The sequence below is a fragment of the Rothia sp. HMSC061D12 genome (assembly GCF_001836735.1).
Lineage (GTDB): Bacteria > Actinomycetota > Actinomycetes > Actinomycetales > Micrococcaceae > Rothia.
Genome location: NZ_KV830305.1, coordinates 582,020 through 598,129, shown reverse-complemented (window position 1 = coordinate 598,129; position 16,110 = coordinate 582,020). Strand labels below are relative to the sequence as shown.

The 16,110-nt window shown below is 60.6% G+C and carries 10 protein-coding genes; 9 read left to right on the top strand and 1 reads right to left on the bottom strand.

Features of this window, described 5'->3' with window-relative positions; genetic code table 11:
* Nucleotides 1–65: 65 nt before the first annotated feature.
* The 8 genes from nrdI to HMPREF2682_RS02245 all read left to right on the top strand — a co-directional run bounded on the left by nrdI (nucleotide 66) and on the right by HMPREF2682_RS02245 (nucleotide 13,501).
* A complete protein-coding gene (gene nrdI, locus HMPREF2682_RS02280; RefSeq protein WP_049342045.1) occupies nucleotides 66–596 on the top strand; it encodes a class Ib ribonucleoside-diphosphate reductase assembly flavoprotein NrdI in 531 nt (176 codons plus the stop codon).
* Nucleotides 569–2,749, top strand: a complete 2,181-nt coding sequence (gene nrdE, locus HMPREF2682_RS02275; protein ID WP_070831005.1) for a class 1b ribonucleoside-diphosphate reductase subunit alpha — start codon at nucleotides 569–571, stop codon at nucleotides 2,747–2,749. The genes nrdI and nrdE overlap by 28 nt, the downstream gene beginning before the upstream one ends.
* Before the next feature lie 147 nt (nucleotides 2,750–2,896).
* Nucleotides 2,897–3,874 carry a class 1b ribonucleoside-diphosphate reductase subunit beta gene (gene nrdF / locus HMPREF2682_RS02270; RefSeq protein ID WP_005508801.1) on the top strand — a complete coding sequence of 326 codons (978 nt, stop codon included), beginning with the start codon at nucleotides 2,897–2,899 and terminating at the stop codon, nucleotides 3,872–3,874.
* 341 nt (nucleotides 3,875–4,215) lie between these two features.
* Nucleotides 4,216–5,259, top strand: coding sequence for a zinc-binding dehydrogenase (locus tag HMPREF2682_RS02265; RefSeq protein ID WP_070831002.1), 1,044 nt, complete (start codon nucleotides 4,216–4,218; stop codon nucleotides 5,257–5,259).
* A gap of 233 nt (nucleotides 5,260–5,492) precedes the next feature.
* Nucleotides 5,493–7,205, top strand: coding sequence for a formate--tetrahydrofolate ligase (locus tag HMPREF2682_RS02260; protein ID WP_005508799.1), 1,713 nt, complete (start codon nucleotides 5,493–5,495; stop codon nucleotides 7,203–7,205).
* Between the two features lie 1,304 nt (nucleotides 7,206–8,509).
* Nucleotides 8,510–9,283 (top strand): MBL fold metallo-hydrolase, encoded by a 774-nt coding sequence (locus HMPREF2682_RS02255; RefSeq protein WP_070830998.1) that lies wholly within the window; start codon nucleotides 8,510–8,512, stop codon nucleotides 9,281–9,283.
* 141 nt (nucleotides 9,284–9,424) lie between these two features.
* Nucleotides 9,425–12,313: an excinuclease ABC subunit UvrA gene (gene uvrA, locus HMPREF2682_RS02250; RefSeq protein WP_070830995.1), complete on the top strand. Its 2,889-nt coding sequence runs from the start codon at nucleotides 9,425–9,427 to the stop codon at nucleotides 12,311–12,313.
* Between the two features lie 45 nt (nucleotides 12,314–12,358).
* Entirely contained in the window at nucleotides 12,359–13,501 is a 1,143-nt protein-coding gene (locus HMPREF2682_RS02245; RefSeq protein ID WP_005508796.1) for a GNAT family N-acetyltransferase, read from the top strand.
* 200 nt (nucleotides 13,502–13,701) lie between these two features.
* Here HMPREF2682_RS02245 and HMPREF2682_RS02240 read toward each other — a convergent pair whose 3' ends face one another.
* Nucleotides 13,702–15,183 (bottom strand): glycoside hydrolase family 1 protein, encoded by a 1,482-nt coding sequence (locus tag HMPREF2682_RS02240; protein WP_070832579.1) that lies wholly within the window; start codon nucleotides 15,181–15,183, stop codon nucleotides 13,702–13,704.
* A gap of 142 nt (nucleotides 15,184–15,325) precedes the next feature.
* Between HMPREF2682_RS02240 and HMPREF2682_RS02235 the strand changes: the two genes are divergently transcribed.
* The gene (locus HMPREF2682_RS02235; RefSeq protein WP_070830992.1) at nucleotides 15,326–16,024 is read left to right on the top strand and encodes a lipoate--protein ligase family protein; all 699 of its coding nucleotides are present in this window, start codon (nucleotides 15,326–15,328) and stop codon (nucleotides 16,022–16,024) included.
* The last annotated feature ends 86 nt before the right edge of the window (nucleotides 16,025–16,110 follow it).

Sequence of the window (16,110 nt, the reverse complement as noted above, 5' to 3'; positions counted from 1 at the left end):
CGAAACCCGTACAAACGGAAAATCGGCACGGAACCACACCGGCCCACGAGAATAAGGAGTACAGATTGAGTACCGCCCTCACGCCCAACCCCGTCGACGAGCACGCAGAAATCCGCAAGATTCTTATGGATGCACGCAATGCTTCCGAGGGTCGAGCGACCGAGGACGAACTGGACGATACAGCGCCACTCATCGTGTACTTCTCCTCCATCTCCGGTAACACCCACAAGTTCGTGGAGAAGATCCGTGCCCGCCGCCTTCGCCTGCCGCTGCGCACCGGCGAAGACACCCTCATTCTTGATGAGCCGTTCGTGCTCATCGTCCCCACCTACGGCAAGCCCGAAGGCGCCGGTAACGTTCCCCCGCAGGTGGTTAAATTCCTGAACGTGGAGCAGAATCGCCACCACATACTCGGTGTGATTGGCTCCGGCAACACCAACTTTGGTCCGCTCTTCGGTATCGCGGCAGACATTGTCGCCAAGAAGTGCGATGTGCCCGTGCTCTTCAAATTTGAGCTCATGGGCACCGATTCAGATGTAGAAAAAGTCAACGAAGGATTGGAAGCATTTTGGACGCAAAACTGCCCTCAGCACTAGAAACTCTCGGTGCGAGCCACAACGGCAAGAGCGTGCCCGAGAAGTTCAAGGGTATGAGCTACCACGAGCTGAACGCACTGCTGAACCTCTACGATGAGAACGGCCAGATTCAGTTCGATGCAGACCGTCAGGCGGCACGTCAGTACTTCCTGCAGCACGTCAACAACAACACCGTCTTCTTCCACGACCTGGAAGAGAAGATCGAGTACCTGATCGAGAACCAGTACTACGAGCCGGAACTCTTCGACAAGTACAACTTCCAGTTCATTAAGAACCTGTTCAAGCGCGCCTACGCCGTGAAGTTCCGCTTCCCGACCTTCCTGGGTGCCTTCAAGTTCTACACCTCCTACGCGCTCAAGACCTTCGACGGTCAGCGCTACCTGGAGCGTTTTGAAGACCGCGTCTGCATGGTCGCACTGCTGCTGGCAGAAGGCAACGAGAAGCTCGCCGAAGACATCGTCGACGAGATCATCTCCGGCCGTTTCCAGCCGGCAACCCCGACCTTCCTCAACGCAGGTAAGAAGCAGCGCGGCGAGCTCGTCTCCTGCTTCCTGCTGCGCATGGAAGACAACATGGAGTCCATCGGTCGCTCCATCAACTCTGCACTGCAGCTCTCTAAGCGCGGCGGCGGCGTGGCATTCGCCCTGACCAACCTGCGCGAGTCCGGTGCGCCCATTAAGAAGATTGAGAACCAGTCCTCGGGCGTTATCCCCGTCATGAAGCTGCTGGAAGACGCCTTCTCCTACGCAAACCAGCTCGGCGCACGTCAGGGTGCCGGTGCCGTGTACCTGCACGCACACCACCCCGACATCTACGCCTTCCTGGACACCAAGCGTGAGAACGCTGACGAGAAGATCCGCATCAAGACCCTCTCCCTGGGCGTTGTCATCCCCGACATCACCTTCGAGCTGGCGAAGAAGAACGAGGACATGTACCTCTTCTCCCCGTACGATGTGGAACGCATCTACGGCGTGCCCTTCTCCGACATCAACGTCTCCGAGAAGTACTACGAGATGGTCGACGATGCACGCATCACCAAGAGCAAGATCAACGCGCGTGAGTTCTTCCAGACCATCGCAGAGATCCAGTTCGAGTCCGGCTACCCGTACGTGATGTTCGAAGACACCGTCAACCGCGCGAACCCCATCGCCGGTAAGATCATCATGTCCAACCTGTGCTCCGAGATCCTGCAGGTTTCTGAGCCGTCCACCTACCACGCTGACCTCGGCTACGAGACCGTCGGTAAGGACATCTCCTGCAACCTCGGTTCGCTGAACATTGCACTGACCATGGACGGCGACGACTTCGGCAAGACCGTGGAAACCGCGATTCGTTCGCTGACCTCCGTCTCCGACCAGTCTGACATCCGCTCCGTACCCTCCATCGAGCGCGGCAACGGCATGAGCCACGCCGTGGGTCTGGGCCAGATGAACCTGCACGGCTACCTGGCACGCGAGCACGTCTACTACGGTTCTGAAGAAGCACTGGACTTCACCAACATGTACTTCTACACCGTTGCCTACCACGCAATCCGCGCCTCCATGCAGATTGCTAAGGAACGCGGCCAGCGTTTCGAGGGCTTCGAGAACTCGAAGTACGCATCCGGTGAGTTCTTCGCAAAGTACATTGAGAAGGAATGGGCACCGCAGACCGAGCGTACCCGCGAACTGTTCGCTAAGCACCACATCCCCACCCGTGAAGAGTGGATTCAGCTGGCTGCTGACGTGGCACAGTACGGCATGTACAACCAGAACCTGCAGGCTGTTCCGCCGACCGGCTCCATCTCCTACATCAACGGCTCGACCTCTTCGATTCACCCGATCGCTTCGAAGATTGAGATTCGCAAGGAAGGCAAGCTCGGCCGCGTCTACTACCCGGCACCGTACATGACCAACGAGAACCTGGAGTACTACCAGGACTCCTACGAAATTGGTTACGAGAAGATCATCGACACCTACGCCGTGGCAACCCAGCACGTGGACCAGGGCCTGTCGCTGACCCTCTTCTTCCGCGATACCGCAACCACCCGCGATATCAACCGCGCCCAGATTTACGCATGGCGTAAGGGCATCAAGACCATCTACTACATCCGTCTGCGTCAGATGGCTCTTGAGGGTACCGAGGTTGAAGGCTGCGTATCCTGCATGCTCTAGCCCGAATGCTGTGACGCATTCAGCCTGAGCTGGCACACTATAACTAAAGACTGGAAGGGGCGGTTACGGTAAACACGCAAACCGCCTGCGCGACTGGCTGGCCGCGCGTGGCACCGTAACCGCCCCTTAAGAATCGGAGAATTACTAATGAGCGAAAAGGTGAAGCTCGTCGACCACGTGGTCGAGGCTATCAACTGGAACCGTATTGAGGACGAGAAGGACCTTGAGGTTTGGGATCGTCTGACCGGTAACTTCTGGCTGCCGGAGAAGGTGCCGCTGAGCAACGACGTGCCCTCCTGGAAGACCCTGACCGAGGAAGAGAAGCAGCTGACCATGCGCGTCTTCACCGGTCTGACCCTGCTGGACACCATCCAGGGTACTGTCGGTGCTGTGTCCCTGTTGCCGGACGCTGTGACCGCGCACGAAGAGGCCGTGTACACCAACATTGCGTTCATGGAATCCGTGCACGCAAAGTCGTACTCCTCGATCTTCTCGACCCTCGCCTCCACCAAGGAGATTGACGAGGCGTTCCGCTGGGCTGCTGAGAATGAGCACCTGCAGAAGAAGGCGAAGATTGTTCTGTCCTACTACACCGGTGACGACCCGCTGAAGAAGAAGGTTGCCTCCACTCTGCTGGAGTCCTTCCTGTTCTACTCGGGCTTCTACCTGCCCATGTACTGGTCTTCGCACGCGAAGCTGACTAACACCGCTGACCTGATTCGTCTGATTATTCGTGACGAGGCAGTGCACGGCTACTACATTGGCTACAAGTTCCAGCGTGGCCTGGCGAAGGAGTCCGCGGAGCGTCAGGCAGAGCTGAAGGAGTACACCTTCAACCTGCTGTACGAACTGTACGAGAACGAGGTGGCGTACACCCACTCCCTGTATGACGGTGTGGGTTGGAGTGAGGACGTTAAGAAGTTCCTGCACTACAACGCTAACAAGGCTCTGATGAACCTGGGCTACGAGCCGATGTTCCCGGCGACCGTGACTAACGTGTCCCCGGCGATCCTGTCGGCGCTGTCCCCGAACGCTGATGAGAACCACGACTTCTTCTCCGGTTCCGGCTCCTCCTACGTCATTGGTAAGGCCGTGAACACCGAGGACGAGGACTGGGACTTCTAAGGCTGAAAGCTCTAAGACTGGGACTTCTAAGCACCCTTTCTTGCCTTTAGTTATGAGGCTGAGATAAACCGAGCGGAACCCCCGCGTGTCCACTGTGGATGCGCGGGGGGTTCCGCCGTTTAACCGGGCTGTTTAATGAGGCTATTTACCCTGCCGGGATGCCCGGGATCTCCCGGTTTAACCTGGGGCGGAAGCAGGAGAGTGGGAGCGGTTTTGGTGGTTCCTTTCTGGTTCCGATTGTCGGAATTTCTACCTTCACCCCGTAGCATAAAAAATTATTGATATATCGGGGTGCGGGGCGTACTGTTGGACTACTATCCCTCAATCCCGGAAGGAACATCATGCGTTCAGTTGTCATGGAAGAACCCGGCAAGGTCGTCGTCAACGAAGTCGACAAGCCGACCCTGCTCGAACCCACCGACGCCATCATCAAGCTCGCAGCATCCTGCATCTGCGGCTCCGACCTGTGGCCCTACCGCGGCGCACAGCCCGTCGACCACCAGGCAATGGGCCACGAGTACATCGGTGAGGTCGTTGAGGTTGGCTCCGAGGTCACCACCGTAGCCCCCGGTGACTTCGTCGTTGGCTCCTTCTGCATCTCCTGCGGCGAATGCGAAACCTGCACTGCGGGCTACCCCTCCCGCTGTCTGAAGGCAATCGCCGCCGGTGACGCGTTCATCGGCATGCGCTCCAACGGCACCCAGGCAGAGTACGCCCGCGTGCCCTTCGCAGACGGCACCCTCGTCAAGACCCCCGCAACCCCCACCGAAGAGCAGATCCCGCACCTGATGGCGGCATCCGACGTGCTCGGCACCGGCTGGTACGCAGCGGACGCAGCTGGCGCAGCCCCCGGCAAGACCATCGTCGTTGTTGGCGACGGCGCCGTCGGCCTGAGCGCAGTTATCGGCGCCAAGCAGCTCGGCGCGGAGAAGATCATCATCATGTCCCGCAACCCCGAACGTCAGGCGCTCGCTAAGGCATTCGGCGCAACCCACATCGTGGAAGAGCGCGGCGAAGAGGGTATCGCCAAGGTTCTGGAGCTCACCGACGGCGTGGGCGCACACGGCGTCGCGGAGGCTGTTGGCACCCAGCAGTCCTTCGACCAGGCTCTCGGCTGCGTACGCCACGGCGGCTACATCGGCTTCGTGGGCGTTCCGCACGACAGCTCCATCGGCACCGATAAGCTCTTCGGCAAGCAGGTTCACCTGGAAGGTGGCCCCGCCCCCGTACGCAAGTACCTGCCGACCCTCATCGACCTGATTTACAAGGGCGAAATTGAGCCCGGCCGCGTCTTCGACATGGTTCTGCCCATTGACGAGGCGGCTAAGGGTTACGAGGCAATGGACCAGCGTACCGCTACCAAGGTTCTGCTGACTATGCCGTAATAGCCGCTCGTATCGCCGGTTCCTATACCGGCTGCTGTACCCGCAACCCGGCGTATATGCGCTACTAATCCCCGCACCGATCCTGCCGCTCCACGTGAGCGCAGGGTGCCGGTCGCGGGGATTAGTGCATTAAAAATTGGGTTTATTTGCCACCTTCCGGCGAGGTGAGGGACAAATGAGTGAGCCAAGGCATAGAATAAAAGAGCATGATTCGTACAACTCGAAGGATGACAATGACGAAGAAGCCTTTCCCTTCCGACCTCGAAATCGCACTTGCCGCCGATCTTTGGCCTATTAACAAGATCGCAGCAGACAACGGCATCAGCGAAGATCGCCTTGAACCCTACGGCAAGTATGTCGCTAAGGTCCTCCTCGACGAAACCACCAACGCAGAGACTGCCCGCAAGCGCGGCTCCAAGTACATCGTGGTTACCGCAGTCACCCCCACCCCGCTCGGTGAAGGTAAGACCGCAACCTCTGTCTCCCTCGCACAGGGCTTCGCCCAGACCGGCCGCAAGGCAATCCTGGCTCTGCGTCAGCCCGCAATGGGCCCGACCTTCGGCATCAAGGGCGGCGCAGCAGGCGGCGGCTACTCCCAGATCGTTCCCATGGAGAAGCTGAACCTGCACCTGACCGGCGACTTCCACGCCGTCACCGCAGCACACAACCTGCTTGCCGCCATGATTGACAACCACCTGCACCACGGCAACGAGCTGCGCATCGACCCGCGTGCAATCGAGTGGCGCCGCGTTATCGACATGAACGACCGCTCCCTGCGCAACATCGTCGTGGGCCTGGGCGAACGCATGGACGGCGTGGTCCGCGAGACCGGTTTCGACATCACCAGCGCCTCCGAAATCATGGTGATTCTCTCGCTGGCAACCTCCTTCAAGGACCTGCGCGAGCGCCTGGCAAAGATCGTGATCGGCCTGAACTACGACGGCGAGCCCGTCACCGCAGCCGACCTGAAGGCTGACGGCGCAATGTCCGTCATCCTGGCAGACGCAATCAACCCGAACCTGCTGCAGACCCTGGAGCACACCCCCGCACTGATTCACGCGGGCCCCTTCGGCAACATCGCAACCGGTAACTCCTCCGTGGTCGCCGACTACGTTGGTCTGGAGTACTCCGACTACGTGATTACCGAGGCTGGCTTCGGTGCCGATATGGGTGCGGAGCGTTTCTTCAACGTCAAGTGCCGCGTCTCCGGCCTGAAGCCGGACGCAGCAGTGCTCGTCGTAACCGTGCGCTCCCTGAAGTCCCACTCCGGCCTGTACAAGATCGTTCCGGGCAAGCCCCTGCCCGAAGGCATGCTGCAGGAAAGCCCCTCCGACGTGGAGAAGGGCGCAGAGAACCTGAAGAAGCACATCGAGATTGTGCGCAACTTCGGTGTTCAGCCGGTCGTGGCAATCAACGCCTTCCCGACCGACTTCGAGTCCGAGCACGAGACCATCCGCCGTATCGCTGAGGAAGCTGGCGCTCGCGTCGCTATCCACCGCGGTGTGGCTGAGGGTGGTAAGGGCACCACCGACCTGGCAGACGTGGTTGCTGAGGCATGTGACGACGTTTCGGATCTGAAGTACACCTACGATCTTGAGGACTCCATCGAGACCAAGATTGAGAAGGTTGCGACCAAGGTCTACGGCGCGGACGGCATTTCGATTGCTCCCGCTGCCGCTAAGCAGCTGAAGCGTTTCGCTGAGCTGGGCTACTCGCACCTGCCCGTGGTTATCGCGAAGACCCATCTGTCCATCTCTTCGGATGCAACTCTGAAGGGCGCACCGACCGGCTGGACCCTGCCCGTGCGCGAGGTTCGCCTGGCTGCAGGTGCCGGTTACGTCTACGCTATCTGCGGCACCATGCGCACCATGCCGGGCCTGAGCAAGAGCCCCGCAGCTGAGCGCATCGGCTTCGACGAGAACGGCGTGATGGTCGGCCTGTCCTAAGGCTTGTCCTAAAGCGGCTGTTCCAGCTGATTTATAGCTAGTGGAGGCGGCGCTCCTTCCCCACAGCGGGGGAGAGGCGCCGCCTTTGCTGTGCCCTATGGTGCTTTTGTAGAGTGCTCTGCCCCAGATACATGGAAGCATGAGGGGCGAATACGAGGTGCGCAACGCTTGAGGGCGGGGGAGCGGAGCTCTTGAAAACAGAATGAAACTAGGCTGCAACCCGGCTGCAACCAGGCAGCAACCAGGGGGAGTGAAGGATCCTGAAACCCCTGGTGGAGGGGTCTTTCAACCTTTTATTGAGGCTTCTAGGGCGCCTGTTTTGAGGGTGAAATTGGTACGTGCTGGTTAATAATTGGGCTCTATTTGTGCTTGAAGGTCAGGTTTTATTAAACAATCTATAGAGGTTGATTTTTTAGTGACACACTGTCTTGCATTTTGTGAAAATACGGCATTGACTAGGTATTTTGCTTTTTGAAAGGGGTTTTAATGGGTGCACTCAGTGAACCTGAAAGTGGGGCTGATGTTATTGTTTTGTAATAAAACCTCTACTTTAGGGGGTGCCTACAGGGGTAAAACAGACCAATTGATTTTGCCCTCGCGCGAATAATTGTGCAGATTTTGAACGGTGAGCAGTACATTTTTTCCTGCTCATGAAGTTGCAAGTACTTGAAGATACTTTCACCTTAACCCTCTACTTCCGCAGAATACCGGGCTAAAACTGTGTATTGAACCTTTGGGATTGCCGAGTGTGGAGCTTAAGTTAAAGGTGCACCGAAGTGCCAAAAGAGGGAAATTCTAAAATTATTTTGGGTGAAATAAGTCACGCTAAAACTCGAAAAAAATGAAATTGGTACGTATGGATACCCTAAAAAACACCTGTTTTTATTACAGAATGATTACAATGAGGCGCGGGTCACTAAATCCGGCTCTCCGTACCAAATTGGGTGGTAAAACAGCCCCCAAAAAGTTCGCTACTATTGAGTCATCAAGTAATCGTGAGATTTCCAAAGTCCTCGGGTTGCTTGTGTTTGAGTGAGTGATAGATACCCCTGGGTGTCATGAGAAGCGACTGTGTATCGATGCGCAGTCGCTTCTCTGTTTAACTTTTGAATTTCAGTGGAACCTCAGCCGGGCGGAATCCAGCCGGAACCTAATCCGTACCGAGCATGCTCCAGAATCTGTTCCCTGTGCATCCCGCACAAGCAACCCGTACATGTATCCCGCGCGTTCAACGCCGAATGCGCTGATAGGGGAGCGAACCGCATAGGCGCATGCTGTGCGGTCACAACCCCTACACTGGAACTATGACTACTTACCCCGAACCCACCCTCATCTTTGAGAACCCCGAACTGACCGTCCGTGCGTTCAGTGTCTCCGAGATGGACAATAGCGTCTACCTCATCACCATGCGCGCCACTGGCGAGCAGGTGCTTATCGACCCCGCAACCGAGGCAGAAGAGCTCTACGCTTTCACCCTCGACGCGCTCCTGAAGGACTGCCCGCAGCTCGAACTGACCGACTCTGAGGACCGCCGCGTGCGCGTCATGGAGAAGGAAGAGGACTTCAACTCCCTCAAGCCTCGCGCTATCGGCCTGACCGGCATCCTGGTTACTCACGGCCACTGGGACCACATTCGCGCTATTAAGGAGCTCGACCACCTCACCGGTGCCGTCACCTCCGCGGGTGCAGCTGACGTTGCCGAGATCAAGGAACTGGAAGACTACACCATCGAAGAGGAGCTGACCGGCGGCGAAAGCTTCGACTTCTACCGCTCCGACACCGTCATTCGTGCCCTGCACGTGCCCGGCCACACCCCCGGATCCATCGTCTACACCCTCGAAACCACCTGGGAAGACGGCACTCCCGCAACCCTGCTGTTCACCGGCGACACCCTGTTCCCCGGCGGCGTGGGAAAGACCGACTCCCCGCAGCAGTTCGGTGAGCTCTTCTCCAACGTGCTCGAAAAGCTCTTTGGCGGCTTCGAAGATGACGCTATCGTGCTGCCCGGCCACGGCCGCTCCACCACCCTCGGCGACGAGCGCCCCCACCTGGAAGATTGGGGTACCCGCGGCTGGTAAACCGCACTTGACGAATTGCGCCTCCTAGTCTGCCTCATATAAGTACTGCACCCTCACGCCTTCACCGCCCGCATAATCGCGCCGGTGAAAGGCGTGAGGGTGTAGAATTTAAGTTCGAAGATTAAGACGAAAGGATTTTCGATGACACCCCGCCCGGCACACGGAAGCACCGCACTCAAAGCGAACGATCTGACCAGCATCCGGGTTCAGGGTGCCCGCGAAAACAACCTCAAGAACGTAGACCTGACCATTCCGCGTGATGCGATGGTCGTCTTCACCGGTCTCTCCGGCTCCGGTAAGTCCTCCCTCGCCTTCGACACCATCTTTGCGGAGGGGCAGCGCCGCTACGTCGAGTCGCTCTCCTCCTACGCCCGCATGTTCCTGGGCCAGGTCGATAAGCCTGACGTCGACTTCATCGAGGGTCTCTCCCCGGCGGTGTCCATCGACCAGAAGTCCACCTCCAAGAACCCGCGCTCAACCGTCGGTACCATCACCGAAATCTACGACTACATGCGTCTGCTCTGGGCGCGAATCGGCCACCCGCACTGCCCCGAATGTGGCGAGGAAATCACCCAGCAGACCCCGCAGCAGATCGTGGACATCCTGCAGGAGTACCCCGAACGCACCCGCCTGCAGATCCTCGCGCCTGTTGTCAGCGCACGCAAGGGCGAGTTCGTGGACCTCTTCAAGGACCTGCTCACCCAGGGCTACTCGCGCGCCCGCGTGGACGGCGAAACCGTGCAGCTCTCCGACCCGCCCAAGCTCGCCAAGCAGTACAAGCACACCATCGAGGTGGTCGTCGACCGCATCGTCATTAAGGACGGTATTCACCAGCGCCTGACCGACTCCATCGAAACCGCGCTCAAGCTCGCCGACGGCCGCGTACTCATCGACTTCGTGGACCGCGAGCAGGACGACCCCGAACGCACCCGCTCCTTCAGCGAAAACCTCGCCTGCCCCAATAACCACCCGCTGCAGATCGACACGATCGAGCCGCGTGCCTTCTCCTTCAACTCGCCGTTCGGTGCGTGCAGCGCCTGTGACGGCATCGGCTCGCGCCTGGAAGTAGACACCGAACTGCTCGTACCCAACCCCGACCTGACCCTCGGCGAGGGCGCCATCGCCCCTTGGTCGCAGGGCAAGGCAACCACCGAATACTGGCTGCGCCTGCTCGCCGGTCTGGGGGAGGAGCTCGGCTTCGACCTGAACACCCCCTTCAAGGACCTGCCCGCCAAGACCCGCGCCGCCATCCTGGACGGCAAGGACTGCAAGGTTGAGGTCTCCTACCGCAACCGCTTCGGCCGCGAACGCCGCTACACCTCCGGATTCGAGGGCGTGAAGGCGTACATCAAGCGCAAGCACGAAGAAACCGAATCGGACTTCGCCCGCGACCGCTACGAACAGTACATGCGCCAGGTCGCCTGCCCCAGCTGTGGTGGCGCGCGCCTGAACCCGACCATCCTCGGCGTGAAGGTCGGCGGCAAGTCCATCGCAGACATTACCGACCTGTCCCTCGCCAACGCGCTCGCTTTCGTGCGTGGGCTGCAGCTCAGCGCCCGCGAAGCCAAGATTGGCGAGCAGGTCCTCAAGGAAATTGACGCGCGCCTGCAGTTCCTGCTGGACGTGGGCCTGGACTACCTGACCCTCTCGCGCTCCGCCGGTACGCTCTCCGGCGGTGAGGCGCAGCGCATCCGCCTGGCCACCCAGATTGGTTCGGGCCTGGTTGGTGTGCTCTACGTGCTCGACGAGCCCTCCATCGGCCTGCACCAGCGCGATAACCGCCGCCTCATCGAGACCCTGACCAAGCTGCGCGACATGGGCAACACGCTTATTGTGGTTGAGCACGACGAAGACACCATGCGCGAAGCCGACTGGATCGTGGACGTAGGACCCGGCGCCGGCGAGCACGGTGGCGAAATCGTGCACTCCGGCAGCTTCGAGGAGCTGCTGAAGAACACCAAGTCCATCACCGGCGACTACATGGCTGGTCGCCGCAGCATTGAGGTGCCCGCCTCCCGCCGCCCCGTGGACAAGAAGCGACAGCTGACCGTGCGCGGCGCCCGCGAAAACAACCTCAAGAACGTGACCGTGTCCTTCCCCCTGGGCGTGTTCACCGCGGTGACCGGCGTGTCCGGCTCGGGTAAATCCACCCTCGTCAACGACATTCTGTACACCTCCCTGGCGAACAAGCTCAACGGCGCCAAGCAGGTGCCCGGCCGCCACAAGAGCATCGACGGCCTGGAGCACCTGGATAAGGTCATTCACGTGGACCAGTCGCCCATCGGCCGCACCCCGCGTTCGAACCCCGCCACCTACACCGGCGTGTTCGACCACATCCGCAAGCTGTTCGCAGAGACCAGCGAAGCGAAAATGCGCGGCTACACCCCCGGCCGATTCTCGTTCAACGTCAAGGGCGGTCGCTGCGAGGACTGCTCCGGCGACGGCACCCTGAAGATTGAAATGAACTTCCTGCCGGACGTGTACGTGCCCTGCGAAACCTGCCACGGCAAGCGCTACAACCGCGAAACCCTCGAGGTGCACTACAAGGGCAAGACCATTGCCGACGTGCTCGAAATGCCCGTGGAGGAGGCCGCAGAGTTCTTCGCCGCGTTCACTCCGATTGCGCGCCACCTGAACACCCTCGTGGACGTGGGCCTGGGCTACATTCGCCTGGGCCAGCCCGCAACCACCCTCTCCGGCGGTGAAGCGCAGCGCGTGAAGCTCGCAACCGAACTGCAGAAGCGCTCCAACGGCCGCTCCATCTACGTGCTGGACGAGCCGACCACCGGCCTGCACTTTGAAGACATCCGCAAGCTGCTCGCCGTGCTGCAATCGCTGGTGGACAAGGGCAATAGCGTCATCACCATCGAGCACAACCTGGACGTGGTCAAGTGCGCCGACTGGATTATCGACATGGGCCCCGAAGGCGGTAGCGGCGGCGGCACCGTCATCGCCGAAGGAACCCCGGAACAGGTGGCTCAGGTGAAGGGCTCGCACACCGGCGCGTTCCTTGCTGAAATCCTGAGCTAGCCGAGATTCTGAACTAGTCAAAAATTTGCCCTAGAGGAAACCTACGTGACTGATACTCAAGGAACCGAACCCACGCGGGGAGCTCAGGCAACCCGTGGCGCTGCGAACCGTGGTGCTGCGAACCGCGGCGCTGTGACCACCGCGGACCGTGCGCGGCACATCCTGCACACCCAGCTGGAGGCGGACTTCTGCCAGGCGCCTGGCTCGATTAGCCGCGCCCTCGAAGAGCTACGCGACTACCCGGACGCCGAGAGCCTGCCGCTGCTCGCCACTGTGCAGCCTCCCTCCGAGAAGATGGGCGCCGCACGCCGCCGCAACGACGACATCTGGGAGTTGCGCGTCGCCAACTACGCGAGCGTCGGCATTCTCTGCGCCAAACATCCGCGCGTGCTGGACAAGGCCATCGACTACATGCTCGGCGACCAGTCGAACTGGCTCGGCGACTACGCGCAACTGCGCCAGCTCAACGAACTGCTCACCCCCTACACCCAGCAGGTCAGCGGCACTAGCATCTACTACACGCCCGGCCGCGCCCTGCTGAACTCGGTCGTACCCGAGGGCGTGCAGGCGCAGGAGGTCAAGTGCGCCGTGCCCGGTGTGGGCATGATGCGTCGCGTTGACCCCGCCGAGCTGAAGGCTGCGTTGCTTGCCGAAATCACGGGCGAGCGCACCATCCGCAGGGAGGCAAACGCTTCCGCGGGTGCGCTTGAGGTTGACCCGCAGGACACGCAGGCGCGCGTAACCCGCCTGCGCGTGGAGCTGCTGGACGCTGAAAAGTTTGAGCGTTTCCGCGGGGATAAGCGCTACTCGAACGCGCTGGGCTTTAGCGTGACCCGCCCGGATGTGCTGGTGCTTGCCGCATACCCGGTGGATGGGGATACACCTGATGCACCCGCGGCGGGGGAGAGCCCCGCGCTCGCAGACCCTATCGCTATGGTTGGCCTGAGTGACGATTCGCCGATTATGCGCCAGATTGGCATTGACGTGCTGCCCGCCTTCCGCGGCGCGGGTATTGCGAGCGCCCTGGTGCGAGATGCCGCACGCCTGACCCTGGCGGAAGGGTACCTACCGTTCTACGGTACGAGCCCGTCGCACATGCTGTCGCAGAGGGTTGCGATGAATGCCGGGTTGGTGCCGACCTGGTGGGAGTACGTGTCCACCAGCCTGAATGACCTACCTATGGACTAGATTTGCCTACAGACTAGAGCCGCCCGCGCTAGGCATAACGACATGTAGAAAGCCCCCGAGATTCGGAGTCTCGGGGGCTTTTGCTGTACTAATTTCGCGGGCTGAGAGTTTCACGCGCTGCGGATTTCGTGTGCAGGGATTTTCGCGGGGTTCAGCGTCTAGGGTTGCCGCATAAGGAACAGCCTCTAGAGCCTTACCAGTTAAAGCTCCGCGCCGTTGCTGGCAATCACCTCGCGGTACCAGTGGAAGGACTTCTTACGGTAGCGCGCCAGGGTGCCGGTGCCGTCGTCGTTGCGGTCTACGTAGATGAACCCGTAGCGCTTGGACATCTGCGCGGTGGAGGCGCTAATCATGTCGATGCAGCCCCAGGTGGTGTAGCCGAGCACGTTCACGCCGTCCTCAATCGCCTCGCGTACCGCGTGCAGGTGCTGGCGCAGGTAGTCGATGCGGTAGTCATCCTCCACGGTGAGCTCACCGTTCACCTCGACCAGTTCGTCGCGTGCGCCCAGGCCGTTCTCCACAATGAACAGCGGCTTCTGCCAGCGGTCCCAATACTGGTTGAGGACCACGCGCAGGCCGGTCGGGTCAATCTGCCAGCCCCATTCGCTGGCGGGCAGGGTCGGGTTCGCCACGCCGCCGAGGATATTGCCTTCGCCGCGCTCGCCGCGTGCCGGGTCGCCGGTTGCGCAGGTGGACATGTAGTAGCTGAACGACACGAAGTCCACGGTGTTCTTCAGGTCTTCGTGGTCCTGCTCGGTGATGTTCAGTTCCACGCCCTTCTCACGCAGGGCACGCAGGAAGTAGCCGGGGTAGGCGCCGCGCACGTGCACGTCACCGAACGCGAAGTTCGCCTGCTCCGCCTGCATGGCGGCGAGTACGTCGGCGGGGTCGGGGGTGAGCGGGTAGGTGGGCATGGCAAGAATCATGCAGCCGACCTGGGCGCCCGGTGCCAGTTCGCGTGCCGCAGTGGTGGCGCGGGCGGAGGCGACCAGCTCGTGGTGCATCGCCTGGTAGAGGTCGGCGTCGCTGAGCTGATCCGCCGGGGTGTTGATGCCGCCGGACATGAACGGCAGGTGCAGCATCGAGTTGATTTCGTTGAACGTCAGCCAGTACTTCACGCGCTTGCCGTAGCGGGCGAACACGGTGCGGGCGTAGCGTTCGTAGAAGCCGATGAGCTCGCGGCTGGTCCAGCCGTTGTACTGCTCGACCAGGTGCAGCGGGGTTTCGTAGTGGCTGAGGGTGATGAGCGGCTCCATGCCGTGCTTTTCGAGCTCGTCGAGCACGCGGTCGTAGAAGGCGAGGCCCGCCTCGTTGGGCTCGGATTCGTCGCCGCGGGGGAAGATACGAGACCAGGCGATAGAGAAGCGGAAGACCTTGAAACCCATCTCCGCGAGCAGGGCGATGTCTTCGCGGTAGCGGTGGTAGAAGTCGATGCCCTCCAGCTTGAGGTTGTCCTCGGTGGGCTCCGCGGTGCGCGGGTACAGGCCGCCGGCGGGCAGCACATCCTGCAGGCTGGGGCCCTTGCCGTCTTCGTTCCAGGCGCCTTCGAACTGGTTGGCGGCGGTGGCGCCTCCGAAGAGGAAGCCGGCGGGGAATGCGCCGAGCGGCTGCGGCTCGGTCAGCGCCGGGTTGGAGTTGGGCAGGGTGGCGGTTTGGGCGGTGATGTGCTGGTCCTGATGCACGGCATCCTCCAAGGTGCTTTAGGTCTTTCTTCTACCCTAGCGGAGGGGGAGGGGGATTACTAGGTTTTAGCTACCCGGGTGGGCGTTTTCGCATTGTGGGGAGACGTAGGAGCTGTGGCGGGCGTAACCGTAAAATAGGAACGTGCAGATTATTCGAGAGACCGGCCCCGAATCCGGCGATATCCTCATTCACCACGACCAGACGGTGCAGATGCTCCGCGAGGTGGCAACCGGCAAGCGTGAAGCCACCCTACGCATGTATCAGCCGAATCCGACGGTCGCGTTCGGCCGCCGTGACGAGCTGAACCCCGGCTTCGCGGAAGCCGCCGCCGCGTGCGCTGAGCACGGCTTCGAGGTGCTGGTGCGCAAGGTCGGTGGGCATGCCGCCGCCTACCATCAGGGGTGCCTGGTCGTGGACCATTTTCAGCCCGCCTCCGACGCCCGTAGCGGCAACACCCTGCGCTACGAGCTGTTCGGTTCCATGTACGCGCAGGCGCTACGCGAGGTCGGCGTGGATGCACGCATGGGCGAAATCCCGGGGGAGTACTGCCCCGGCGAGTATTCGGTGCACGCGCAGCTTCCCGCCTCCGCAGGTGGTGGCCGCATCAAGCTGGTCGGCACCGCCCAGCGCGTGGTGACCGGCGGCTGGTGGTTCAGCACCGGCATCGTGGTCTCTGATTCTGCGCCCCTGCGGGCGGTCACCGCGGATGTGTACCGCGCCCTCGGTATGGAGCTCGACCCCGCCACGGTGGGCGCCGCACAGGACGCGAACCCGAGCCTTCTCATGGAAGACCTGGAAGACGCCATCGTTGAGGTGTACGCCCAAAATGGCTTTCACTGAGTGACTCGCCGGGCTCGTTTTCACCAGCCCGTTTTATCTCTGAGTTTTACCCCTAATCCCACCCCGACTAACCCACTGATTTATCC

Excerpts from the sequence above, each read along its gene's own strand:
- nrdF (WP_005508801.1), top strand. The coding sequence starts at position 2,897 with ATGAGCGAAAAGGTGAAGCTCGTCGACCACGTGGTCGAGGCTATCAAC.
- HMPREF2682_RS02260 (WP_005508799.1), top strand. The coding sequence starts at position 5,493 with ATGACGAAGAAGCCTTTCCCTTCCGACCTCGAAATCGCACTTGCCGCC.
- uvrA (WP_070830995.1), top strand. The coding sequence starts at position 9,425 with ATGACACCCCGCCCGGCACACGGAAGCACCGCACTCAAAGCGAACGAT.
- HMPREF2682_RS02255 (WP_070830998.1), top strand. The coding sequence starts at position 8,510 with ATGACTACTTACCCCGAACCCACCCTCATCTTTGAGAACCCCGAACTG.
- HMPREF2682_RS02265 (WP_070831002.1), top strand. The coding sequence starts at position 4,216 with ATGCGTTCAGTTGTCATGGAAGAACCCGGCAAGGTCGTCGTCAACGAA.